The 23,910-nt window shown below is 65.3% G+C and carries 22 protein-coding genes and 2 pseudogenes; 14 read left to right on the top strand and 10 right to left on the bottom strand.

Annotated elements, in window-relative coordinates:
• Positions 1-4 precede the first annotated feature (4 nt).
• The 3 genes from AC1DT7_RS16475 to AC1DT7_RS16465 all read left to right on the top strand — a co-directional run bounded on the left by AC1DT7_RS16475 (position 5) and on the right by AC1DT7_RS16465 (position 1,234).
• Entirely contained in the window at positions 5-355 is a 351-nt protein-coding gene (locus AC1DT7_RS16475) for an ArsC family reductase (RefSeq protein WP_478037119.1), read from the top strand.
• Between the two features lie 15 nt (positions 356-370).
• A complete protein-coding gene (locus AC1DT7_RS16470) occupies positions 371-652 on the top strand; it encodes a DUF427 domain-containing protein (protein WP_478037118.1) in 282 nt (93 codons plus the stop codon).
• Between the two features lie 141 nt (positions 653-793).
• Positions 794-1,234, top strand: coding sequence for a hypothetical protein (locus AC1DT7_RS16465; RefSeq protein WP_478037117.1), 441 nt, complete (start codon positions 794-796; stop codon positions 1,232-1,234).
• A 40-nt stretch (positions 1,235-1,274) separates the two neighbouring features.
• Here the strand turns inward: AC1DT7_RS16465 and AC1DT7_RS16460 are convergent, their stop codons facing one another.
• Positions 1,275-1,487 (bottom strand): helix-turn-helix transcriptional regulator, encoded by a 213-nt coding sequence (locus AC1DT7_RS16460; RefSeq protein ID WP_478037116.1) that lies wholly within the window; start codon positions 1,485-1,487, stop codon positions 1,275-1,277.
• A 62-nt stretch (positions 1,488-1,549) separates the two neighbouring features.
• Positions 1,550-2,014 carry a hypothetical protein gene (locus tag AC1DT7_RS16455; RefSeq protein ID WP_478037115.1) on the bottom strand — a complete coding sequence of 155 codons (465 nt, stop codon included), beginning with the start codon at positions 2,012-2,014 and terminating at the stop codon, positions 1,550-1,552.
• Between the two features lie 137 nt (positions 2,015-2,151).
• Here AC1DT7_RS16455 and panB point away from each other — a divergent pair, with 137 nt between their 5' ends.
• The 5 genes from panB to AC1DT7_RS16430 all read left to right on the top strand — a co-directional run bounded on the left by panB (position 2,152) and on the right by AC1DT7_RS16430 (position 7,105).
• Positions 2,152-3,012: a 3-methyl-2-oxobutanoate hydroxymethyltransferase gene (gene panB, locus AC1DT7_RS16450; RefSeq protein WP_478037114.1), complete on the top strand. Its 861-nt coding sequence runs from the start codon at positions 2,152-2,154 to the stop codon at positions 3,010-3,012.
• A gap of 66 nt (positions 3,013-3,078) precedes the next feature.
• Entirely contained in the window at positions 3,079-3,780 is a 702-nt protein-coding gene (locus tag AC1DT7_RS16445; RefSeq protein WP_478037113.1) for a tetratricopeptide repeat protein, read from the top strand.
• On the top strand, positions 3,777-5,102 hold the full coding sequence (locus AC1DT7_RS16440; RefSeq protein ID WP_478037112.1) for an outer membrane protein assembly factor BamB family protein: 1,326 nt from the start codon (positions 3,777-3,779) through the stop codon (positions 5,100-5,102). Before AC1DT7_RS16445 ends, AC1DT7_RS16440 begins: the two co-directional genes overlap by 4 nt.
• A gap of 72 nt (positions 5,103-5,174) precedes the next feature.
• Complete coding sequence (der, locus tag AC1DT7_RS16435; protein WP_478037111.1) at positions 5,175-6,542, top strand: ribosome biogenesis GTPase Der; 1,368 nt, start codon at positions 5,175-5,177, stop codon at positions 6,540-6,542.
• Between the two features lie 152 nt (positions 6,543-6,694).
• Positions 6,695-7,105, top strand: a complete 411-nt coding sequence (locus AC1DT7_RS16430) for an Hpt domain-containing protein (protein ID WP_478037110.1) — start codon at positions 6,695-6,697, stop codon at positions 7,103-7,105.
• Here AC1DT7_RS16430 and AC1DT7_RS16425 read toward each other — a convergent pair.
• Positions 7,102-9,408, bottom strand: coding sequence for a coiled-coil domain-containing protein (locus AC1DT7_RS16425; protein ID WP_478037109.1), 2,307 nt, complete (start codon positions 9,406-9,408; stop codon positions 7,102-7,104). The genes AC1DT7_RS16430 and AC1DT7_RS16425 overlap by 4 nt on opposite strands.
• Before the next feature lie 82 nt (positions 9,409-9,490).
• Here AC1DT7_RS16425 and AC1DT7_RS16420 point away from each other — a divergent pair, with 82 nt between their 5' ends.
• Genes AC1DT7_RS16420 through AC1DT7_RS16405 form a run of 4 tightly spaced genes read left to right on the top strand, consistent with a single transcriptional unit; the run spans position 9,491 to position 13,516 of the window.
• Positions 9,491-9,784, top strand: coding sequence for an Hpt domain-containing protein (locus AC1DT7_RS16420; RefSeq protein ID WP_478037108.1), 294 nt, complete (start codon positions 9,491-9,493; stop codon positions 9,782-9,784).
• Between the two features lie 47 nt (positions 9,785-9,831).
• Entirely contained in the window at positions 9,832-10,995 is a 1,164-nt protein-coding gene (locus AC1DT7_RS16415; protein ID WP_478037107.1) for a hypothetical protein, read from the top strand.
• A 35-nt stretch (positions 10,996-11,030) separates the two neighbouring features.
• Entirely contained in the window at positions 11,031-12,140 is a 1,110-nt protein-coding gene (locus AC1DT7_RS16410; RefSeq protein ID WP_478037106.1) for a DUF2336 domain-containing protein, read from the top strand.
• Positions 12,137-13,516: a sensor histidine kinase gene (locus tag AC1DT7_RS16405; protein ID WP_478037105.1), complete on the top strand. Its 1,380-nt coding sequence runs from the start codon at positions 12,137-12,139 to the stop codon at positions 13,514-13,516. Before AC1DT7_RS16410 ends, AC1DT7_RS16405 begins: the two co-directional genes overlap by 4 nt.
• Before the next feature lie 52 nt (positions 13,517-13,568).
• On the opposite strand, the gene AC1DT7_RS16400 is transcribed toward AC1DT7_RS16405, so the two are convergent.
• From AC1DT7_RS16400 to gltX, 4 genes are all read right to left on the bottom strand, one after another.
• The gene (locus tag AC1DT7_RS16400) at positions 13,569-14,549 is read right to left on the bottom strand and encodes an alpha/beta fold hydrolase (RefSeq protein WP_478037104.1); all 981 of its coding nucleotides are present in this window, start codon (positions 14,547-14,549) and stop codon (positions 13,569-13,571) included.
• A gap of 380 nt (positions 14,550-14,929) precedes the next feature.
• Complete coding sequence (locus AC1DT7_RS16395) at positions 14,930-15,115, bottom strand: hypothetical protein (RefSeq protein WP_478037103.1); 186 nt, start codon at positions 15,113-15,115, stop codon at positions 14,930-14,932.
• Positions 15,115-16,398, bottom strand: a complete 1,284-nt coding sequence (locus AC1DT7_RS16390) for a citrate synthase (RefSeq protein WP_478037102.1) — start codon at positions 16,396-16,398, stop codon at positions 15,115-15,117. The genes AC1DT7_RS16395 and AC1DT7_RS16390 overlap by 1 nt, the downstream gene beginning before the upstream one ends.
• 21 nt (positions 16,399-16,419) lie before the next feature.
• Positions 16,420-17,865: a glutamate--tRNA ligase gene (gene gltX / locus AC1DT7_RS16385; protein WP_478037101.1), complete on the bottom strand. Its 1,446-nt coding sequence runs from the start codon at positions 17,863-17,865 to the stop codon at positions 16,420-16,422.
• Between the two features lie 79 nt (positions 17,866-17,944).
• Here gltX and AC1DT7_RS16380 point away from each other — a divergent pair.
• Positions 17,945-20,134 (top strand): annotated as a pseudogene (locus AC1DT7_RS16380) (ComEC/Rec2 family competence protein); the annotation flags it as partial.
• Here AC1DT7_RS16380 and lexA read toward each other — a convergent pair.
• Positions 20,106-20,804, bottom strand: a complete 699-nt coding sequence (gene lexA, locus AC1DT7_RS16375; RefSeq protein ID WP_478037100.1) for a transcriptional repressor LexA — start codon at positions 20,802-20,804, stop codon at positions 20,106-20,108. The pseudogene AC1DT7_RS16380 and the gene lexA sit on opposite strands and share 29 nt — an antisense overlap.
• 56 nt (positions 20,805-20,860) lie before the next feature.
• A complete protein-coding gene (locus AC1DT7_RS16370; RefSeq protein ID WP_478037099.1) occupies positions 20,861-22,060 on the bottom strand; it encodes a molybdopterin molybdotransferase MoeA in 1,200 nt (399 codons plus the stop codon).
• 109 nt (positions 22,061-22,169) lie between these two features.
• On the opposite strand from AC1DT7_RS16370, the gene AC1DT7_RS16365 reads away from it, so the two are divergent.
• The gene (locus AC1DT7_RS16365; RefSeq protein WP_478037098.1) at positions 22,170-23,441 is read left to right on the top strand and encodes an amidohydrolase family protein; all 1,272 of its coding nucleotides are present in this window, start codon (positions 22,170-22,172) and stop codon (positions 23,439-23,441) included.
• A gap of 248 nt (positions 23,442-23,689) precedes the next feature.
• Here the strand turns inward: AC1DT7_RS16365 and AC1DT7_RS16360 are convergent.
• A pseudogene (locus AC1DT7_RS16360) lies at positions 23,690-23,910 on the bottom strand (IS110 family transposase); the annotation flags it as partial.

Raw genomic sequence — 23,910 nt, 5'->3', positions numbered from 1 at the left:
GATAATGGCTGCCACGCTCTACGGGATCAAGAACTGCGACACGATGAAGAAGGCCTGGACCTGGCTCGATGCGCACGGCGTCGCCTATGATTTCCACGATTACAAAAAGGCCGGAATCGACGAGCCGACTCTGCGCGGCTGGGCCGGGCAGCTGGGGTGGGAAATCCTGCTCAACCGCGCCGGCACCACTTTCCGCGCGCTGCCGGATGCAGACAAGGCGGACATCGACGAAGACAAGGCGATCAGGCTGATGCTGGCCAACCCCTCCATGATCAAGCGGCCCGTGCTCGATATCGGCAGCAAGCTGCTGGTCGGTTTCAAGCCGGGCATCTATGATGCGGCTGGGCTTGGGTAAGGTTGGAACAGATCAATGCCGGTTGCACGCTGGAACGGAGCGATCATCGCTGAATCTGACGACACCGTCGTCGTCGAGGGCAATCATTATTTCCCGGCCGACAGCGTGAACGAGGCGCTGCTCGAAGCGAGCCCGTCGCATACCACCTGCCCGTGGAAGGGCGTGGCGAGCTACAAGTCGATCATGGTGGACGGGAAGCGCAATCCCGATGCTGCCTGGTTCTACCCCGATCCCTTGCCAGCTGCGGCCGAAATCAAAGACCGCTTCGCCTTCTGGAAGGGCGTGACAGTCGAATAGGCTATTCGCCGAAACGAGTTCAGGGTGATGATTGGAACAGGCGGGATAGTCTCTGGATTGGGTCCGATTCGGCTGTAAGTATTGCCATTTTGCGCTGAATGGAGCATCCTTCTCTCCTCACCAATGGAGGGGAGACAGGTCATGACAGAGGAAGGCGAACAGCCCCCTGTATGGTATTATGTCGTTGGCGGCGCACTGGCGCTCTGGAGCGCGATCGGCTGTTTTTTCTGCTATATGCAGTTCATTCACGGTGCCGAGGCGATGGGCCCGGCGACGGAATATGATCTTCAACTCTACGCAGGCCTGCCTAGCTGGTACAATTATGTCTTTGCCCTCGCGGTGCTGACTGGTCTGCTCGGCGCGATCGGCCTGCTCACCCGGTCGCGGGCGATGCGGATCCTGTTCATCGTCTCGCTGATCGCTGCGGTCGTCCAGTTCGGCTACCTCTTCACGACGACCGACATCATCGCCCACAAGGGGGCAGGCATGGCGCTGCCTTTCCCGATCCTGATCATTGTCATCGGCATCTTCTCGGTCTGGTTCGCCGGCTTTGCGAAGAAGCGGGAATATCTGCGCCCCTGATGGAGCCGGTGGGACTTTAGTAAGCGAGTGGGAGGAGCGTTTACTCCTCCCACTGGAACACTTCGTCGAGCGGCTTGCCGAATACTTGGGCGATGCGGAACGCAGCTTCGAGGGTCGGCGAATATTTCCCGGCCTCGATCGCGGCAATCGTCTGGCGGGTCATTCCGATATGGGCGCCCAGCTCTGCCTGGGTCATTTCCCCCGCCATGAAGCGCAGGGTGCGGATCTGGTTCACGATCGGGACATTAGCCATGTCGGCCTCGACGATGCGGGCTGATGTCCGCGCCCGGAATGCCCATCGGTCGTGCCGTCATCTCAGCTCCCCCGACGATAGAGTAACAACAGGGTGCCGGCTCTTGCCAGTTCGGCCAGCACCAGCGCGAGCAACAGCGCGTTGCTGATGACGATCGGCACCAGCGTGGCCGGCTTGCCGTCCAGCCATGCCGGTGCTGACGAAATGGTCAGCGGTGCGATCACCGTTAGCGATGCGACCAGAATGCTCAGCACCGCATAAGCCGGCCGGGCCGCGCGTAACGCGAACTCCCGGTCCCGGTCGTCAGTCGGCGCACTCGCATCCCAGGGAGACAGGATCGCCAGCACGATCGCGACCACCACCTGCACGACCGTGAGGGCGAACACCGCGAAGATGAAATGACCCAGTTCAATGCCGACATCGAAACTCGGCCCCTCCAGCGCCCGCATGAACCCCAGAAAATACCAGCCCCAGATCAGGATCGTCGCCGCGACCGACCCCCACATCATTTTTTCCCGAAACGCCATTCCCGGCCTCCAATGTCCGCCTTATGCGACTCTATGTGAAGTATATATAACATGAAGTCAAATCGTGAGAACATTGTCATGTTCCGGATGCCCGCTGTGGCTGGCGTCCCATCAGCGGCGGCGCTAACAGCGGGGCCATGTCCACGACCTTCACGATCGACACCTCGACCAGCCGCGCGAATCCCACGCCGGCGCCGATGAAGCGGCTCACCATCCCGGCGTTGCGCAGGGCCAAGGGTGGCACGCCGCTGGTGATGCTGACGGCCTATACGGTGCGCACGGCACAGCTGCTCGATCCGCATTGCGACATGCTGCTGGTCGGCGACAGCCTCGGCCAGGTGGTCTACGGCCTGCCCTCTACCGTGCCGGTCACGCTGGAGATGATGGCCGCGCACGGCGCTGCGGTGGTGCGGGGCAGTTATCACTCGGTGGTGATCATCGACATGCCGTTCGGCAGCTACGAGGCCTCGCCCGAAAAGGCGTTCGAGAGCGCTGCCTGGCTGCTCAAGCAGACCGGCGCTGCGGCGGTGAAGATGGAAGGGGGCGAGGCGATGGCGCCCACTGTCCGTTTCCTCGTCGAGCGCGGCATTCCCGTGATGGGCCATGTCGGCCTCACGCCGCAGGCGGTGAATGTACTTGGTGGCTATGGCGCGCGCGGCCGCACGCCCGAGGAAGCGGCCAAGATCGTTGCCGATGCGGTCGCCGTGGCCGAGGCCGGCGCCTTCTCGATCGTGATCGAGGGTGTGGTCGAGCCGATCGCGATCGAGATCACGCAGAAGGTGGCGTGCCCCACCATCGGTATCGGTGCCTCGGCGCAGTGCGATGGGCAGGTGCTGGTCGCCGAGGACATGCTGGGCCTGTTCGAGCGCACGGCGCGCTTCGTGAAGAAGTTCGACGACATGGCCGGCCGCATTTCCGCCGCGGTTGAAACCTATGCAACCGATGTCCGATCACGCAGCTTTCCAGGGCCCGACCAGACCTACGCCCCCAAGGATTGATCCTTCCGTTTATTCGCGGCCATCGCTAAGGTCCGCGCCTTTCCAGCCTTCCACATGGAGCACCCCTTGGCCGTTACGCCGAATACCGACGAAGCATTCCTGCGTGAGGTCGATGAGGAACTTCGCCGCGATCAGTTCGCGAACATATGGACGCGCTATGGCCGTTGGCTGATCGGCGCGATCATTGTGGGCCTCGCTGCGTTCGGCGGCTTCCTTTACTGGGAGCACCATACCACGCAGGTCGCAGGCGAGCAGGGCGAGAAGCTTCAGGCTGTCTATGACGATCTCGGCGCGCAGAAGGTCGGTAGCGCCGAGAAGGAGCTCGTCGCGCTCGCCGGGTCGAAGGTCGCCGGCTATCGCACGCTGGCCTTGTTCACTCAGGCCGATCTGCTGCTGCAGAAGGATGACCTGAAGGGCGCCGCCGGCAAATTCGCCGCCGTCGCTGGCGACAGCTCGGTCGGCCAGCCGCTCCGCGACCTGGCGCTGATCCGTCAGACCGCTGCCGAGTTCGATACGTTGAAGCCCGATGTCGTCGTCAATCGGCTGCGGCCGCTGGCGGTGAAGGGCAATCCCTGGTTCGGCAGCGCGGGCGAGCTCGTCGCGTCGGCCTATCTCCAGATGAACAAGCCCGATCTCGCGGGACCGCTGTTCGGGCAGATCGCCCGGGACGAGACGGTACCCGACACGATCCGTCAACGCGCGGTTCAGATCGCTGGCACCATGGGCGTCGACGCGGTCGGCCCGGTTGAGGAAAAGAAAGCGCAATGATGTACAAGAACCGGGTGCTGCTGGCTGGCGCCGCGCTCCTCGCGCTTAGCGGCTGCGGTATTTTCAAGGGCGGCGGCAAGAAGACGCCGGTGTTGGGCGATCGCGTGCCGATCCTCATGTCGGAAAGCGAAGTGACCTCCGACAAGAGCCTGGCCGACGTGCAGGTGCTGCTGCCCCCCGCCGAGGTCAATGCGGATTGGCCACAGCCTGGCGGCAGTGCCGACAAGTCGCTGGGGCAGGTCGCCCTTGGCGCCACGCTCACGCGGGCATGGACTGCATCGATCGACGGTGGCTCCAACCGCCAGCGCCTCGCCGCTGCACCGGTCGTTGCCGGCGGCAAGCTCTATGCGATCGATGTCGAGGCCAATGTCCATGCCTTTGCAGCCGACACCGGGGCGAAGCTCTGGTCGGTCGACATCGCCAAGGAAGACAAGAAGACGCGCAGCGCCCGTTTTGGCGGTGGTGTCAGCTTCGATGACGGAAAGGTCTATGCGACCGACGGACTTGGCGACGTCGTGGCGCTCGACGCTGCGACGGGGGCCCAGACGTGGCGCGTCAAGCCGGGCGGCCCGCTACGCGGCGCCCCGACCATCGACAATGACAACATCTATGTGCTGAGCCAGGACAACCAGCTCTTCGCGCTGTCCAAGGCAAATGGCTCGGTCGTCTGGACCCAGTCCGGCTCGCTCGAAACGCAGGGCGTGTTCGGCGTCGCGGCGCCGGCGGTTGGCCAGGGCACGGTGATCGCCGGTTTCTCCTCGGGTGAACTCAACGCCTATCGGTACGAAAATGGCCGCACCTTGTGGCAGGACGCGCTGTCGCGCTCCAGCATCTCGACATCGGTTTCCTCGCTCGCCGATATCGACGCGTCGCCGGTCATCGACCGCGGTCTCGTGTTCGCGGTCGGCCAGGGCGGTCGCATGGTCGCGCTCGAGATCGTGTCCGGCCAGCGTATCTGGGAACAGAATTTCGCCGGCATCTCGACCCCCTGGGTCGCGGGCGAATGGCTGTTCCTCGTCACGGACGACGCCCGTCTCGTCTGTCTTGCCCGCGCGACCGGCAAGGTGCGGTGGATCCAGCAGCTCCGCCATTATGGCAGCGAGAAGAAGAAAAAGAACCCGATCACCTGGTATGGCCCGGTGCTCGCGGGCAACCGCCTGATCCTGACGAACTCGCGTGGCGAGATCGTCTTCGCATCGCCCGATACCGGGGAGGTCGGTAATACGATCGAGGAAGGCAAGTCGTACAGCCTGCCGCCGATCGTCGCCAATTCGACCCTGTATGTGCTCGACCAGAAGGGTCGGATATCGGCCTATCGCTGATCGATATGCCTGCTTTGTCACCCCGACACGACTCCGGGGTGACGAATGCTGCTCGGCAGGCTAAGGCGCGCCATGCCCAATCTTCCCGTGGTCGCGATCATCGGCCGGCCCAACGTCGGCAAATCGACTCTGTTCAACCGCCTTGTCGGCAAGAAACTCGCGCTGGTCGACGACCGGCCCGGTGTCACGCGCGACCGTCGCGAAGGCGATGCAACGCTGGTCGGCATGGAATTCCGCGTCATCGACACCGCTGGCTATGAGGATCAGGACGCCGCCTCGCTGCCCGGTCGGATGCGCGCCCAGACCGAGGCCGCCGTCGCCCAGGCCGATGTCGCGCTGTTCCTGATCGATGCCCGGGTCGGTCTCGTCCCGCTTGAGGAGGAGATCGCTCGCTGGCTTCGCGGATCGAAGACGCCGGTCATCCTGGTCGCCAACAAGGCCGAAGGCCGCGCCGGCGAGAGCGGCATCCTAGAATCGTTGTCCCTTGGCTTCGGCGACCCGGTCGCACTGTCGGCCGAGCATGGCGAGGGAATGGTTGAGCTCTTCGAGGCGCTGCTTCCTCACATAGAGAAGGACGAAGAGGCCGAGGCGGTCGAGGAAGACGAGGACAGCCTCGACGCCCCGCTCAAGCTGGCGATCATCGGCCGCCCCAATGCGGGCAAATCGACCCTGATCAACCGCATGCTCGGCGAGGAGCGGCTGATCACTGGCCCCGAAGCAGGGATCACGCGCGATTCGATCGCGATCGACTGGACCTGGCACGATGAGGAGGGCGAGCCGCGCGCGGTCCGGCTGATCGACACCGCGGGCATGCGCAAGCGCGCCAATGTGCAGGACAAGCTGGAGAAGCTCTCGGTTGCCGACGCGCTCCACGCGATCGACTTCGCCGAGGTTGTCGTCCTACTGCTGGACGCCACCCGCGGACTCGAGGCGCAGGACCTGCGCATCGCCGATGCGGCCCTGCAGGAAGGCCGAGCGCTGGTCGTAGCGATCAACAAATGGGATGTGGCGGAGAATGCCAGCAGCCTGTTCAACGGTATCCGTGGCGCGCTGGAAGAGGGACTCTCGCAGGTTAAGGGCATCCCGGTGCTCACCGTCTCGGCAGCGACGGGCAAAGGCATCGACACGCTTCTCAAGGTCGCCTTCGAGACGCGCGAGGCATGGTCGCGCCGGGTCGGCACGGGCGAGCTCAATCGCTGGTTCGAAAAGGCGGTCGAGGCCAACCCGCCGCCCGCGCCGGGCGGCAAGCGCATCAAGCTGCGCTATCTCACCCAGGCGAAAACCCGTCCGCCGGGCTTCGTGCTGTTCGGCACCCGGGTCGATCAGCTGCCGATGAGCTATCAGCGCTACTTGATCAACGGCATCCGCCGCGATCTCGGCTTTGGTGCCGTGCCGGTGCGCCTTACCCTGCGCGCACCGAAAAATCCGTTCGATAAGTAAAAAACGGCTCCGCGACCAAAACTGGATTAAACGAGCATTCACCGATCATCCGGTCGATTAGGCACTGATACGTCAACTCATCCTTTACCCCGTTAACTTATAAGCAGGGTATATCCTTCGCGGTCTTGGTGACCCCGAAGTGGGAGATTACGGTGTCATTCGAAGATCGCGGCCTGATCGACTGGACGGTGTTTTCGCAAGCTCGCACCGAACTGGGGGCAGGCTTTGTGCGTATCCTGGGATATTTCCGGGAAGACGGCGTAAAGTCTGTCGCGGCGATTGAGACTGCCATGCGGGCGCTCAACGCAGCTGCCATGGTGCTGCCGGCGCACACGCTGAAGGGCGAGGCCCGCCAGTTCGGTGCCGAACCGCTCGGCGCGGTTGCCGAGAAGATCGAGACTATCGCGCGCGACTGTGTCGAGAATCGAGATACGCCGGATGAGGCGCTCGAATGGGTCGTCGAACTCCGTCCGCTGTTCGACAAGACGCTCGAGATGCTCGAGCGCGAATCGAACCCGCTGGTCGAGCGCGGACCTACATTCGGCCGCCGCGCGCTGAGCTAACTCCTCAGGCGCTCGATCGCCTGGGCGAGCGCGACGTAGAGCTTGCCCATATCCGACGACAACAAGGTAACCCCGAGCGGCGACCCATCGCGTTGCGCCAGGATCGTGCGCAGCATCGCCTCGAAATCGTGGATGTAGCGATTGACCTGCTCGCGGAAGGCATCGTCGTCGTCGTACAGCCGGGCGATCTCGCGCGCTTCACCGGCGTCGATCAGCCGGACCGCGCGCCGGGTGAACACACCGCGATCCCCCTTGAGATAGGCAGACCAGGCGCTGTCCGAGACTTCTGTCGAGAAGGACTTGGTGATGTCGATCGACGCGGAATTAAGCGCTTCGATCAGCAGCGAGACGCGGCGGGCGAAGCTGTCCTTGTCGGCATTCTCGCGCTCGGCACGGGCTCCCTCGATCCGGCTCTCCACCGCGGCAGTCGAATCGGCGATGGCGAGCATCTGCCGGGTCAGCCGTTCGGAGGTGCGCTGTGCCGCCTCGGCTGCGGCATCGCCTGCATCGATGATCGAGGCGATCTTATGTTCAAGCGCGACCGATGATGCACGTCGCATCGCCTCGGCACTGGCATTCTCCAGTGCCAGCGCCGCCTCCGGAATGACGGCCGCGAGCGTCTCGCGGGCCCGGTCGGCAGCGGCGCTTGCCGTGTCGCGAACCCGGAGCAGTGCTTCGACCAGGCGGGGCGCTGCTTCCTCGGCGAAGCGGTGCGTGCGGCCGATCGTTTCCTCGACCATCTCGCCCAGTGCATCGGCCTTGGTGCGGCCGCTGTTGAGCGTCTCGATCAGCTTGCTCGACAGCTTGTCGAGCGTGTCGCGCTGGCCGGCAATGACATGAGCGATCGCCTCGATCGCGTCGTGCGTGCTTTCCGCGGCGGTGACGAGGGCAAGCAGTTCCGGTTTCGCATCGCCGACCACCTGCCGGCTGTCGGCGATGCGGGCGTCGAGTCGGGCCAGGGCATCGGGCAGCGTCTCGTCGATCTCGCGTGCGGCGGCGTCGAGCGCGAGCAGCAGCCTTTCGGTCGTGTCGATCGCGGTGGTCGCGATGGCGTCGCCGGTCTTCAACGCCTCCGTCATCGCGTCCGCCGACCCGCCAAGCGCGCTGATCGACGCCGCAAGGGTCTGGGTACGGTCGATGCCCTGGGCATGAAGCGCGTCGAGCTGGCGCGATACCCGGGTAAGGCCGGTGTCGAGTTCGCCGATCACCATCTCGCTCGCGACTCGCTGCTCTCCGAGCCGCGCGGCGATCCGGTCGATGATCACCTCGATCGCGCCGATACGCGTGGCGAGAGCTTCCGCGCTGTCGCGGCTGACGCTGTCGAGCGCAGCCTGGTTGGTGCCGAGCATCGCCAGCATGGCCTCGCCCTGGGCGGCAATGCCTTTGCGGGCCTCGTCTACCGCATTGGCGGTGCGGCCGAGCAGACCATCGACGGCGGCCGACATTTCGCCGGTGACCGATTCGAGTCGCGTTCCGGCGGTCTCGCTGGTTGCTTCCATGCGCGTGATATGCGCGGCGAGCCGCTGGGCAGCGCCGCCCGCGACCGAATCCGCTTCACGTCCGCGCTCGGCGAGAGCGACGATCTGGGCGTCGAGCGCGCTGGCATGCTGGCCGGCGGAGATCCCGGTTTCATGGAGCAGCCGGGCCAGAGCCTCAGTTTCACGATGGGCCTTCGGTAATGTGGCGATCAGGACGCCGAGGTTGTTTTGCGTCGCGGCTGCTGCGGTCGCGAGCTGCTGGGCGCGCTCATCGGCGAGGTCGATCTGTTCCGCGACACCGTTGCCGATCTGGGCCAGCTTCGCCACTGCACCGTCGCCCATTGCCAGCAGGCTGGCGGTTTGTTCGGCGAGGTTGGCGCGGTTGGTCTCTATCGCCTGCGACAGGGCAGCGACCGTGCGTTCGAGGCTGGCCGCTTCGGCGCGCATGGCGCGGGCGGTGCGGCCGAAACGCTGCGCCTCGGCGGTGCTGGTGCGCAGGGCAAGCAGCATCAGGATGCCGATCAGGGCGGGGGGCACACACAGGGCAGCGATGAAACCGGTGAGTTCGATCGGCAGGGCGCGTTGCAGGCTCGGCCAGGCGAACCAGAGCATGCCGGCGATCCAGCCGAGCGATACCAGCACGCCGAAGGCGGGGATGACCCAGCGACCGCGCTGTGGCTCGGGCTCGTCGTCATCATAGTCTTCGATCGCCTGGCGAAGCTCGATCGGCTCCGCCTCGGCAGAGGACGGCATGGAGACATTCTCGTCAGGCGTAGCGCTGCCGCTACCCGGCCGAAGATCGATGATGCGCGAACCCCCGTTCATATCAGCTGTTTACCATGATTTCGGCCTGCGTGAAGCGAATAGCGAAACCTTGTCTTAAGTGCTGCCCTGTAGAAATACAGGCATGGCCTATGATCCTGGTGCAATCGATGCGACTCTGGCGGCGGCGGTGGGCGACGAGCCTCAGCTTATCGCAGAGCTGCGTGAAGCCTTTCTCGACGGCGTGCGACGCGGCCTCGACAATCTCGAGCGTGCCCGCGGCGCAGACGAATGGCGCAGCTCTGCCGCGCGTCTCAAGGGCCTCGCCGCGAGCTTCGGGGCGATCCGCCTGATGGCGATCGCGTCCGAGGCGGCCGATGCAGTGCCGCAGGATGTGAACCTGCTTCGCCGCCTGCGCCGGGCGGCCGAACGCCTCTGATCACAGACACCTTTGCCATTGGCGGTCGTTCCGCCTAACAGCCCAGCATGTTGGCCGGGCTGATTTTCGCGACCGAGGATGCCGATGACCGGCCCGGTACGCTTGCCGCGACCCTGCCGTTCGGCGGGCTGACCCTTATCGAGTTCCAGGCGCGACTGCTCGTAGCCGCCGGTGCGTCGCAGATCGTGCTCGTGATTGCGCGCCTGACGCCCGAGTTGCTCGGCGCGATCAACCGGATCGGACGGCGCGGCGCATCGGTCGACGCGGTGCGCACCGCAGCCGAGGCGATGGAGAAGCTGCACCCCTTGTCCCGCGTGCTGGTCGTCGCGGACGGCGTGATGACGACGGGCGACGTCGTGACGTCGCTTGCGGGCGAGAGTGCCGATGCCCTGCTCGTCACCGACGATCAGGGCGGGGGCAGCCATTTCGAGCGGGTCGGGGCGCTGACCGCGTGGGCCGGCCTGGCGTTGCTCGACCCGAAACGAATCGCCGAAGTGGCGGCGATGCCGAAGGACTATGATTTCCAGTCGACCCTGTTGCGGGTCGCGGCACAGGCTGGCCCGGCACAGGTTCGCCTGCCGGCTGGTGCGGCTGGCGGGGCGCACGGTATCGAACGCGATTCGCGCCGGCTGGCCGAGCGGGGCAAGGCGATCCTGTCGGCGCTCGCGCCCGTCCCGACGCCCTGGGCCGACCGGTTCGTGCTGGCGCCGCTCGCACGCCTTGCGCTGCCGCATCTGGTCGGGCGGAGCGTTCCGAGCATCGCGGTCACGGCGCTTGGCTTTGTGCTGGCGTTCGCCGGGTTTGCGGCCCTGTTCTTCACCTGGCCGCTCACCGGACTGGCGCTGACGATCCTCGCCCTGGCGGGGTTTACGGTCGGCAGCACCGCTTCGGCCCTGCGGGACGAGACGATCGAGCTCCGTATCCAGCACGGGGCGATGCTGGCGGTATCGGCCTTGGCGGCACTTCTGCTCGGGCGGGATTCGACCGCAGGCCTGATCGCCGCAGGTGGCGCGATCCTGGCGGCGGGGCTGGTCGAACGGGCGGGCAATGTCCGAATCCGCCGGCGCTGGTGGGCGAGCCCGGCCGCCTATCCGATGGTGATGCTGCCGTTTATCGCCCTGGGACAGCCGCTTGCGGCGCTGGTCGCGGCAGGACTCTACGCTTTTACGACACTTGGCGCCGCCATTGAGGCGTTTCGCGAAAAGCCTTAGGCTCGTCTTAACGACAAATCTCGTAGCAGAGGCGCATGTCGAGCGATGTTGGCGACATGGATGATGGCACCCGATGGGGAGTCGGCCGGCTGCTCGCTTGCGCGGCGGCAGCGGACCTGTGTGCCGACGAGAGGCTGGCGGTCACCATCGACGATTTTTTCCTGCCCGCCGAATCACGGCTCGACGAACGCTCGCGATCGGCGCTGGCGGGAGCGCTTGGCGGCCTCGTCGCCGCCGTCGAGAGCGCGATCAGCCAGCATGCAGCCCGCCTGCTCGCCGCCCGCGACTCACCTTTTCTGGCCGAGGCACTGGCGAGCAGCGGACCAGTGGTCCTGCGCCGGCTTGCCTCGTCCCGGCTGTTGCGGGATGGTGAACTGATGCGCGAACTGGTCGGCCGTGCCCGTCAGGAAGTGCTGACCGAGGCACTGCCTGTCGTCGCGCCGGAAGATCCCGACCGTGCGAGCTTGCTGGCGCGGCTGATCCAGAACCCTGACACCGTGGTCGCCGCCGCCGCCATGGCGTTACTCGCCGCCGAGAATCGCCGCCACGGCGATCCGGACACGGTGGCGAGAACCGACCTTCCGGCCGAACTTCATCATCGCCTGACCTGGTGGACCGCGGCTGCGCTCCGCGAGCATTTCATCGAGATGGCGGACGACAGCCTGCCCGTGTTCGACCGGGCACTGATCGACGCGGCAATGCGCAGCATCGGATCGCATGACGAAGGGGACCGACCCGAGGCGGTGGCGATGCGCCTCGCCGCCGCACTCGACGCGCGTGCCGACGAACTCGCGCCGCTGCTGGTGGAGACGCTGGCGGATCGGCGCCTGTCGCTGTTCGTCGCACTGATCGGCCATGCGCTGGGCCTGGAGTATGCCGACGCACGCGAGATCGTGCTCGAGCCTTCCGGCGATCGCCTGTGGCTTGTCCTGCGCGCGCTCGAGCTCGATCGTGAATCGATCGCCCGGATCGGGCTGGCATTGAGCGAAGCCGACCCGCGCCGGGACCTCGACAGCTTCGCCGAGGCGCTCGACGATATAGCCGCCACCCCGGCTGAAGATGCGCGTGCCGCACTCGCCCCGCTGTTGCTGCATCCGGATTATCGCAGCGCCATGCTTGCCCTGGCCCGAGGTTCACGGGCATGAACGTGACCGATCCGATGCTGCCTCCGGTGCGCGGGCTGGTCGATCGTTCCGGCCGGCTGGTCGAGGCCGACCAGCGGCTGATGGATCTCAACATCCGTGCGGGCGGCGGGATCGGTCAGCCGATCGCGATCCCGCAGATCGCGACACTGACCCGGCTCGCGCAGCGCCTTGGTATCCTCGTCTCGCGCGGCGTGGTCGCGGCTGATGGCGATGACGATGTCGAATTATGGGTGCGTGCCGAGCCGGAAACCCGCGGCGTTCGCCTGATGATCACCGGCTGGCGCAGCCGCTCCGCCTGGCACCCCGAGGCGACGCTGGGCGAACGCGAAGGCGATTTCCTGCGCAGCGCGGGCGACTGGTCATGGGAGACGGATTCGGCGCTGCGTCTCACCTTCCTGTCGATCAGCGCCGGCGCCAGGCATGGCTTCGATTCGGCGGCGATGCTCGGCCAGCCACTGACCCGCCTGTTCTCGCTGGGCGAAGACAATGAAGGATCGTTCCCGATCCTGGGCGGCCTTGCCATGCACCAGCGCTTCGACGGGCAGAGCGCGACGATCAGGGCGACCGGTCATCCGGTTCGCCTGTCAGCGACGCCACGCACCGATGCGGGTGGCGCCTTTGCGGGCTTTGTCGGCGCGGTGCACATGATCGACGAGACGCCAGCCGTCGCCCCGAAACAGCCCCAGGCGAGTCCGGAAAACCTCACCGATGTCTTTGCCGCGCGGCTCGACCAGGCATTGCGCAGCCCGCTTGGCCGGATCATCGCCAATGCCGACAGCATCAACGCCCAGTCGGAAGGGCCGCTGCGCCAGGATTATGCCGACTATGCTGCCGATATCGCGAGCGCCGGACGGCACCTGATGGGCTTGGTCGACGATCTCGTCGACCTCCAGGCGATCGAGCGTGCCGATTTCATCGTTGCAAAGGAGCCGCTCGACCTTGCCGATGTCGCGCGGCGCGCGGCCGGGCTGCTTGGCGTGCGCGCATCGGAGGCGCAGGTGCGGATCGACAAGCCGGCGCCGCTCGACGTGCTGCCCGCGACCGGTGAATTCCGCCGCGCGCTCCAGGTGCTGGTCAATCTGATTGGCAATGCGGTGCGCTATTCGCCGCGCGACGGCATGGTGTGGATCCGCGCCGAACGCGAGAACGGTGTCACCGCGGTGATCGTGGCGGATCAGGGCAAGGGCATCGCGCTCGAGGATCAGGCCCGCATCTTCGAGAAGTTCGAACGTGTCGATCCGCGCGAGCCGGGCGGCAGCGGTCTTGGGCTTTATATCGCGCGCAAGCTTGCGCGCGCGATGGGCGGTGACGTTACGGTCGACAGCGCGCCAGGGCAGGGCGCCCGGTTCGTGTTCACTTTGCCCTATCGGGAATAGTACCGCCGTCTGGCGCCGGCCCGCCGCCGAAACTGTGCGGATAATCCCCGGATCATCGGCCGATTGGATGATTCCCACGCAGTTGATCCACGACGGAACGAACCTGTTCACTGACAAGGTCGGGATTCTCTTCCGCGACAGGATGATGATTGTCCTTCGCGACGACGATCCTGCCGTTGGCCGAGAGGGATGCCAGCTTCGCTTGGGCCGCGGGCCATTCCGCTTCATATTTTTCCGGAATGCCCATTCCGCCCGTTTTGCCGTGCCGGATAACCACCAGCGGCCGGTTTCCGAACAGTCCCGGGACCAGCTTCGGACGGTCGGCCTCTCCAGTCAGCTCCCAACGATCGATCGCGTCACGCGTGTAGCTCGGCATTTGTTTAGACCAGACCGCGTCAAACTGGCCTCGTGTCTTCGGCGGCAGGGCATCGACCCAATCAGGCACCGCCAAGGGGAGCAGGATGCGTATAAAACCCAGATGCCAACCCGCCTGATATAGCGGATCCATCAGGCGCATTGACGTGAACTCGTCCGGACTGCCGCGAAACCACAGATCGGGTTCCGATCCGTCCACCATCACCATTCCTCCGACTGTCCCGGGCGAGCGGATGAAGAGCGCCAGCGCGATCAGGTTGCCACCCGACTCCGGCACCAAGATCAAGGGAGCATCAGCGTGGATTCTGGTTATTATTTGCCGCAGATCGCTGACCTGATCCGGCAGGCTCATCGGCCTGGCAGGCGCGTCGCTCCAGCCGAGGCCCGCGCGATCATAACTGCACGCCCTGGTGAATTTGGATATCCGGTCCTGCGCCGCATACATCGTCACCGACGGTGTGCCATCGCCGGAGATCAGCAGGACCGCAGGCGTCCCTTGCCCGACGCACCACAGATGGAGCCTGTGATCGCCAACCGATACGAGGCGGCCGGGATGAGGAAATAACTGACTGTCGCGGCGTTCCGCCCAGAATTCATAGGCGGACCCGGCAAGGACAACGCAACACAGGGCGATCGCTAAACGCGCTACAGTCTTCATGCTGCCTCTGGAACAAGGGAAACATGAGCGTTTCTCACAGGATCATAGGGCGGCACGATGGCCGATTCTGGCCGGTATCGTGTACGGGCCGAATTCCCTGTTCCGGGCGATTAACAGGGAAAATAACAGGGAATTTTTATTTTGCGTTGAATTCAGGAGGTCTTGCTCCAGAATTATTGTTATAACAACGCTCTATGGTGTACTTCCCTGTTATTCGGAACAGGGAATTGTCGCCCCGTAACAGGGAATTTCTGCTCGAACATGCAATCGGTCGCCGGCGATGAGAAGGAGCAGGACGATGCACCAATGATGCTCCGTACAGCCTTATCCTGCAGTAACCTTGCGGTCATTTGAATCGATCCGCCGAGTAGCGGGATCGATCAGCGGCGTCCGATCCGGATGATGACGATGCCGACGACCGCCAGCAATGCGCCCCAGAGGGCCCAGATGCGCTGGTCGATCATAAAGCTGGACGCCGGCCACTGGATGTAGCCGGTGCCCTGGCCGATCCACAGCAGCCCCATCAGCAGCACCAGGATGCCGAAGATGGTGACTGCCGCGCGCATCAGCGCTTGTCGACCGGCTGGTAATCGCGCTGCGTCGGCCCGGTATAGAGCTGGCGCGGGCGACCGATCTTCTGTGCGGGATCCGAGATCATCTCGTTCCACTGAGCGACCCAGCCGACGGTGCGGGCAAGGGCGAACAGCGCGGTGAACATCGTCGTCGGGAAGCCGATCGCCGACAGGATCACGCCCGAATAGAAATCGACGTTCGGGAACAGCTTCTTTTCGATGAAGTACGGATCGTTGAGCGCCATTTCCTCGAGGTGGAGGGCCACATCGAACACTGGATCGTTGACGCCCAGCGCGCCAAGCACTTCACGTACGGTCTGCTGCATCACGGTCGCGCGCGGATCGTAGTTCTTATAGACGCGGTGGCCGAAGCCCATCAGGCGGAACGGATCGTTCTTGTCCTTGGCGCGCTCGATATAATGCGGGATGCGATCGACGGTGCCGATCTCGCGCAGCATGTTGAGCGCCGCTTCGTTGGCGCCGCCATGCGCCGGGCCCCACAGGCAGGCGATGCCGGCCGCGATGCAGGCGAACGGGTTCGCGCCCGAAGAGCCTGCGAGACGGACGGTCGAGGTCGACGCGTTCTGCTCATGGTCGGCGTGCAGGATGAAGATGCGGTCGAGCGCCTTTTCCACCACCGGGTTCACGACATAAGGCTCGGCGGGGACGCCGAACGTCATGCGCAGGAAGTTGCCGGTGTAGGACAGGCTGTTGTCAGGGTAGAGGAAGGGCTGACCGACCGAATATTTGTACGCCATCGCCGCGATCGTCGGCATCTTCGCGATCAGCCGGTGGCTGGCGATCATGCGCTGGTGCGGGTCGGTGATATCGGCGGAATCGTGGTAGAACGCCGACAGGGCGCCGACGATGCCGCACATGATCGCCATCGGATGCGCGTCGCGACGGAAGCCGCGATAGAAGGTCGCGAGCTGCTCGTGCAGCATGGTGTGGCGGGTGATGGTGTAGGTGAAGTGGTTCAGCTCGTCCTTGGACGGAAGCTCGCCGTTCAGGAGGAGATAGGACACTTCCATGAAGCTCGACTGTTCGGCGAGCTGACCGATCGGATAGCCGCGGTGGAGCAGCACACCCTCGTCACCGTCGATATAGGTCAGCGCGGATTCGCAGCTTGCCGTCGAGGTGAAGCCGGGATCGTAGGTGAACATGCCCGTGTCGGCGTAGAGCTTACGGATGTCGATGACCTGGGGGCCAACGCTGCCGTCCATCACCGCATAGTCATGATTCCCGATATTGATACGCGATGTCGCGGTGTCGGTCATCGATCAGTCCTTTCTCGAACCCTAGGCAGCCATCCGGTCGGCGATGCGGCCCAGGCTCTCCTCGCGCCCGAGCAGCTCGAGCACGTCGAAAATCCCGGGTGACGTTTTGCGCCCGGTAAGTGCAGCCCGCAACGGCTGTGCCACCTGGCCAAGCTTCACACCCGCATCCTCCGCGACCCGGCGGACCGCGTCTTCGAGAGCCTCTGCATCCCAGTTGGCAACCGCGTCAAGAGCGGCATGCAGGCGCCCCAGCAGTGCAGGTGCGTCGCCGGAGACGAGCAATGCTGCATCGCCGTCCATTTCCAGAGGGCGAGTGCGAAAAAGAAAGGCCGCGCCGGACGTAAGCTCGTTGAGATTGGCCGCGCGCGGCTTGAGCGATTCCATGCTGCGCTGAAGCAATTCGGCCTGCGATTCGCTGATTTCTAAACCGAGTCGCGGGGCCACAAGCTCCGCCAGACGGGCATTGTCTGCACCGCGAATATAATGCCCGTTCAGGTTCTCGATCTTCTTCAGATCGAACCTACTTGGTGATTTTCCAACGTCGGCCAGGTCGAACCATTCGGTCGCCTGCTCACGGCTGATGATCTCATCATCCCCGTGGCCCCAGCCGAGACGGAGCAGATAATTGCTCAGCGCCTCGGGCAGGATGCCGAGTTCGTCGCGATAATATTCGACGCCGACAGCGCCGTGGCGCTTCGACATCTTGCCGCCGTCGCTGCCATGGATCATGGGGATATGGGCGTAGACCGGCTCCGGCCAGCCCATTGCCTTGATGATCGGCAACTGCCGGAAGGCATTGTTGAGATGGTCGTCGCCGCGGATGACGTGAGTTACGCCCATGTCGTGATCATCGACCACCACCGCGAGCATATAGGTCGGCGTGCCGTCGGACCGCAGCAGGACGAGATCGTCGATCTCTTCATTCTGCACGGTGACCGAGCCCTGGACCTGGTCGACGATTGTCGTCGCGCCTTCCTTCGGCGCCTTCAGCCGGACGACGAACGGCACGCCCTCGGGCGCCTCGGAAGGGGCGCGATCACGCCAGCGGCCGTCATAGCGCATCGGCTTGCCGGCAGCCTTCTGGCTTTCGCGCAGCGCGGTCAGCTCGTCGGGCGTGGCGTAGCAACGATACGCATTGCCTTGCTCGACCATCTGATAGGCGACCTCGGCATGACGCTTGGCGCGCTCGAACTGGAATACGGTATCACCGTCCCAGTCGAGGGCGAGCCACTTCATCGAGCTGATGATCGCGTCGATCGCCGGCTGGGTCGAGCGGGCCCGATCGGTATCCTCGATGCGCAGCAGGAACTTGCCGCCGTGATGGCGCGCGAACAGCCAGTTGAACAGCGCAGTGCGTGCGCCGCCAATATGCAGATAACCGGTGGGTGACGGCGCGAAGCGAGTCACCACTGCGGACGTGTCGGGCGTGCCGGTATCGGCCGCCGCGGTATCAGACCTTGCGCCCAAACGCGCTTGCTCCCAGACATGAAAATCGATGGCCAGTACAGCCGCCGAGGCCCCTAGCACGCGACCCCGTAGGCTTCAAATGGCGGCCGTTGGACACGTGCGCAAGGTGAAGGCGGCAATAGAGCTCTGGCTCGAGGCCGAACGCGACCAGCTTTTCCTCTGGGTGCCCGTCTCGTTCGGGGCGGGCATCACCGCCTGGTTCGTGCTGCCCGACCCTTCCTGGTGGTCGACGGCGCTGCTTTCTCTTGCGGGCGTGGCGCTGCTCGCGATCGCCATTGGGCGCGGCGGACGGGCAGGGCGTGTGGTGGCCGTAGGGGCGCTGCTCGCCGCCACCGGCCTCGCGCTGATCTGGTGGAGAGCGGCGAGCTCCGACGCGCAGGTACTGGCCCGGCCGGTGATCGCGACCTTCGAGGCACAGGTCGAGCGGGTCGAGCCGTTGCCGTCGCGGGATCTGGTAAGGCTCCGGCTGACGCCGGTCCGCGTCGTTGCCGTGCCCGCGCGACCGGTCCGGAAGGGCGAACGGCGCAGCGGCAAACAGGATGGACGCAAGCGGGAACTGCCGACGCTGCCCAAGCATGTCCGCGTCAATCTGGCCGAGGCGGATGTGCCGGGAGGGCTGTCGCGAGGCGCGACGATCAGGCTTGGGGCCCGGCTGATGCCGCCGCCCCAGCCGGCGGTGCCGGGGGCTTATGACTATGCCCGTGTTGCCTGGTTCGACGGGATCGGCGGCACCGGGCGCGGGTTCGGGCCTGTCACCATCGTCAGACCCGGAGCGTCGGGCGCGAGCGGCCTGCGGGAAAGGCTGTCGAAACATATCCAGGCGAGCGCGCCGGGTGGCGCCGGCGCCATCGCGGCGGCGCTGGCGACGGGGGACCAGGGCGGCATCTCGGAAGAGGATGCCGAGGCGATGCGGCGCTCCGGGCTTGCCCATCTGCTGTCGGTCAGCGGGTTGCATATCACCGCAGTGGTCGGCGCGGTCATGCTGCTGGTATTGCGCCTGCTGGCGCTCAGTCCGTGGCTCGCGCTGCGCTTTCGCCTGCCATTGATCGCCGCCGGAGCGGGAGCCGTGGCGGCGATCGGCTACACCCTGCTGACCGGCGCCGAGGTGCCGACGATCCGATCCTGCGTCGCCGCCCTGCTGGTGCTGGTCGCGATGGCGATGGGGCGGGAGGCGATCACCCTCAGGCTGGTCGCGGCGGGTGCGTTCATCGTGCTACTGCTCTTTCCCGAGGCACTGGCCGGGCCGAGCTTCCAGCTCTCCTTCGCCGCGGTGGCGGCGATCGTCGCGTTGCACGAGCATCCGCGGGTGAAGGCCTGGTTCGCGCCGCGCGAGCAGGCCTGGTGGCAGAAGTTCGGACGGACCTTGCTGTCGCTGCTGCTGACCGGCGTGGTGGTCGAGCTGTCGCTGATGCCGATCGCTTTGTTCCATTTTCACAAGGCCGGCATCTATGGCGCCCTCGCCAACATCGTCGCGATCCCGCTGACCACCTTCGTCACCATGCCGCTCGAAGCGCTGGCGCTGCTGTTCGACCTTGTCGGTATCGGCGCGCCCTTGTGGTGGCTCACGGCGCGCTCACTCGACCTGCTGCTGTGGATCGCCCATGCGACCGCCAGCATACCCGGATCGATCGCGGCACTGCCTGCGATGCCGGGCGGGGCGTTCGGGCTGATGGCATTTGGCGGGCTGTGGATCGCCTTATGGCGGACACGTTGGCGACGGCTCGGTACCGTACCATTCGCGATGGGCGCTGCCTGGGCGCTGACGACGCCGGCGCCTGACCTGCTCGTCACTGGCGATGGGCGGCATGTCGCCATTCGCACGCCGCGGAGTGGGCTCGCGCTGCTGCGCGAACGGGTCGGGGATTACACGTCGGACATGCTTGCCGAGAATAGCGGCGTGGATGGCGAGCCCTTGTTCCTGTCCGATCAGCCCGAGGCTCGCTGCAGCCGCGACCTGTGTCTGGTCGAGCAAAAGGCGGGCGGTCGGACTTGGCGAATCCTCGCAACACGGAGCGCCTATCTAGTGCCGGCGGGCGAGCTGATCGCGGCGTGCGGCACTGCCGATATCGTGGTCAGCGAACGCTGGCTGCCCGACGGATGTCGCCCGCGCTGGCTACGGCTCGACCGCGACATGCTGGCGAAGACCGGCGGGGTCGCGGTGACGCTTCGCACCGGCCATGTCGCCACCGTGCTGCAGCCGGGCGACCATCACCCCTGGCGGGTGACGGCGCCGGTGCCGGTCAGACGTAGCGGCGGAGCAGGCCGGCGAGCTTACCCTGCACGCGCACCTGATGCGGGGAATAGCGCTGCGGATCATAAGCGCGGTTCGCCGGATCGAGGCGGATCATCGCGCCTTCCTTCCGGAAATATTTGAGCGTCGCCTCGCTGTCGTCGATCAGCGCCACGACGATTTCGCCGTCGCGCGCTGTGTCGGCGCGGCGGATAAGGGCATAGTCGCCGTCGAGGATGCCGGCATCGACCATCGAGTCACCCGAGACTTCGAGCGCATAATGTTCGCCGCCGCCGAGCAGTGCGGCTGGCACCGCGAGCATCGACTGGCCCTCGAACGCCTCGATCGGGACGCCGGCCGCGATCCGGCCGTGCAGCGGGATCTCGATCACGTCGTTGGCAGGCTCGGGGATCTTCTTCACATTACCGGTAGGGGCGGGGCCGGCAGGGGCAGCCGCGGCGGCAGCAACGCTCTTGCGCGCGGCGACCTCGGGTCGTTCGGGCATGCGCAGCACTTCGAGCGCACGGGCGCGGTTGGGCAGGCGGCGGATAAACTTGCGTTCCTCCAGCGCGCTGATCAGGCGGTGGACGCCCGATTTGGACTTGAGGTCGAGCGCCTCCTTCATTTCCTCGAACGAGGGCGAAACGCCGCTCGCCTCGAGCCGGTCGTTGATGAAGCAGATCAGCTCGTGCTGCTTGCGGGTAAGCATCCCAATTCCTCCGTCGGAACAGACTGGGAACGTTTATGCAATGTTCCGCCGCTCTGTCAAGCCAAGGGTAGGATTTCCACCGGCTCGCCCGCATCGAGTGCCGGCGCGTTGGGTACGCGGACGATCAGGCAGTCGGCCCGGGCGAGGGTGAGGAGCATCGAGCTGTCCTGCGTGCCGGCGGCGAAGACATGGCCGTCGCGGGTGACGGCGCGCAGATAATCCTGGCGATGATCGTTCGCGGGCAGCGCATCGCCGAGGATCGCCGTGGCTGTCCGGGGAAAGGGATCGAGCGCGCCGGCCATGGTGGCGATCAGCGGGCGAAGGAACAGAAAGGCGGTGACGAAGGCCGAGACCGGATTGCCGGGCAGGCCGAGCACGACCGTGTCGCGCAGCCGGCCGGCCATCATCGGCTTGCCGGGGCGGAGTGCGATCCGCCAGAAATCGATGCTGCCGCCCGCCGCATCGAGCGCCGGGCGGACCAGGTCATGATCGCCGACCGAGGCGCCGCCGGTGGTGACGAGGATGTCGGCGTCCACTGCGGTGAAGGCTGCTGTGATGGTGTCTAGCCGGTCGGGCAGGATGCCGAGATCGATGATGTCGACCGGCAGATCGGCGAGCTGGGCGGCAATCATTGCCCCGTTCGATTCAGGCAGCGCCGCCTCGGTCAGGGCGCTGCCGGGTGCGACGAGTTCGTCCCCGGTCGCGACGATCGCGACACGCAGCCGGCGGCATACTGGGAGGGCGCCATGCCCGCCGGTCGCCGCCACGGCGATGCGCGCCGGGGTGAGACGCTCACCCCTGGCGACGAGCAGATCGCCGGTGGAGAAGTCGAGGCCCTTGCGGCGGACGTTCCGGCCCCGGGCGCGTGGCCCTTCGCCCGACAGCGTCATCCGGTCGCCGTCACGTGCGGCCTCTTCCTGGATCAGCACGGTATCGGCGCCCTCGGGCATCGCCGCGCCGGTGAAGATCCGGACCGTCTCGCCCGCGGCGACAACGCTGGAGAACGGGCTGCCGGCGGCGCTCTCGCCGATCACGGTAAATGGGCCGGGCAGGTCGGCGAAGCGGATCGCATAGCCATCCATCGCCGACAGGTCGCTGACCGGCTGAGTCCGCACGGCCATGATATCGGCCGCTGCCCAGCGACCGGCCGCGCTGCGGATCGGCACCGTCTCGGCCTCTACCGGCACGGCAAGGGCGAACAGGCGTGCCTGGGCTTCGGCGACGGGAATCAGGGGGGAGCGGGGTGGTTGGGTCACCCGCCCTCACTATCCGGCCGGAAGGGTCGGGTCGAGAGACCGGTCGCGCTACCCAAGTCGGGCGGTGATGCTATGCTCCGGCAGAGCTTGGCAAGATGAGGGTGAGAGCATGCGGTTCCTGAGCGGTCTCGGCCTATGGGCATTGTCTTTGCTGGCATTTGTGCCGGCCGGCGCCGAAACCATCGCCTTTACCGGTGCGCGCGTGATCGACGGCACGGGCAAGGCGCCGATCGCAAATGGAGTGGTGGTCGTAACCGACGGCAAGATCGTCGCCGTCGGCACCAGGGCACGCACCCCGGTCCCTGCCGGTGCCACCCGGATCGACGTGACCGGCAAGACGATCATGCCCGGCATCGTCAATGCGCATGGCCATCTGTTCTTCGACGCCAAATCGGCCGTTCCGGCGCGCACCCAGTTGACCGATCAACTTGCGCTCTATGCCCGGTACGGCGTCACCACCGTCTATAGCCTGGGCGATGACGGGGTGGAGACGGTGAAGCTGCGCGACGAGTTGCGCACCGCGCCCTTCGGTCCCGGCATGGCCCGGCTCTATGTCTCCGGCCCGGTGCTGACCGCCAGGACCGCCGAGGAAGGCCGCGCGACCGTGACGGCCAATGCGGCACGGGGCGTCGACATCATCAAGATCCGCCTCGAAGGGCCACCCGACGCGCCGATCCGCACCCCGGCCGTCTATGGCGCGATGATCGACCAGGCGCATCTCGACAAGCTGCGTATCGCCGTCCACATGTTCACCGCCGACGAGACCAAGGGTGTGGTCGATGCCGGCGCCGATATCCTGGCCCACAGCATCCGCGATCGTGATGCAGATCCGGAACTGATCGCCGCGATCAAGGCCAACGGCGTGGGCTATATCCCGACCCTGACCCGCGATCTTTCCGTGTTCGTCTATGAATCGACGCCCGATTTCGTGAGCGATCCCTTCTTCACCAAAGAGGCCGCCTATCGCGAGCCGCTTCAGCCGCTGCTCGACCCGGAGGCGCAGGCGAAAGTGAAGGCGAGCGCCAGCGCGCAGGCGATCAAGCCGGCGCTCGAACAGGCGAAGCGTAACCTGAAGCTGCTGTCCGATGCCGGCGTCCAGATCGCCATGGGCACCGACACGGGGGCGCCGACCGGGCGCTGGCAGGGCTATTTCGAACATCTGGAGATGCAGATGATGGTCGAGGCCGGGATGACCCCGGCAAAGGTGATCTTCGCTGCAACGGGGGGCGCGGCGAAGGTGATGCGGATCGACGATATGGTGGGCACGCTGCGACCGGGCCGTCAGGCCGACCTGCTGGTGCTCGGCGCCAACCCGCTGGCCGATATCCGCAACACGCACAGCCTGGAGCAGGTCTGGATCGCAGGACGCAAGCTGGACTGACATCTCCGATAGCGACTCGGGTTTTCCGTTTTTGTTTTTTCTTCCGCTGTTATGTTGGATTTCAAGGCAGTTTTCCGACGTGTTGCCAAGCGGTTGGGAGTATTTTCCCTGTTATGCGTAACAGAGGAAAAACGGCGCCATAACAGCGGGAATTAATGCCGATCCTGCGATGATTTTCCGCTGTTCGGCGGCGGTGAATCCTCGAACATTTCTGTGACGGTGAGCGACTATCTGGCGTGTCAACGATTTCAAAGAGCGATGGCGAGTTGTGCGCGTGTTTCGCGTGCCTTTGAATTGAGTCTGACGAGGAGTTTTCTTGCAAGGGCGATGCGGACGACCATTTTTGGTTTTCCCTGTTGGGTTGAGTCGTTGATGGAAGTCGTTCAGGGTCGGGTCGAACTTGCGGGCGATATTGGCGACGAGGAAGAGGATGGTGCGGACGGAAGCCCTTCCGCCTCGGACGGGTCGG

The organism is Sphingomonas sp. P3_C6, assembly GCF_056402595.1.
This window is presented reverse-complemented; position numbering and strand designations above follow the sequence as displayed.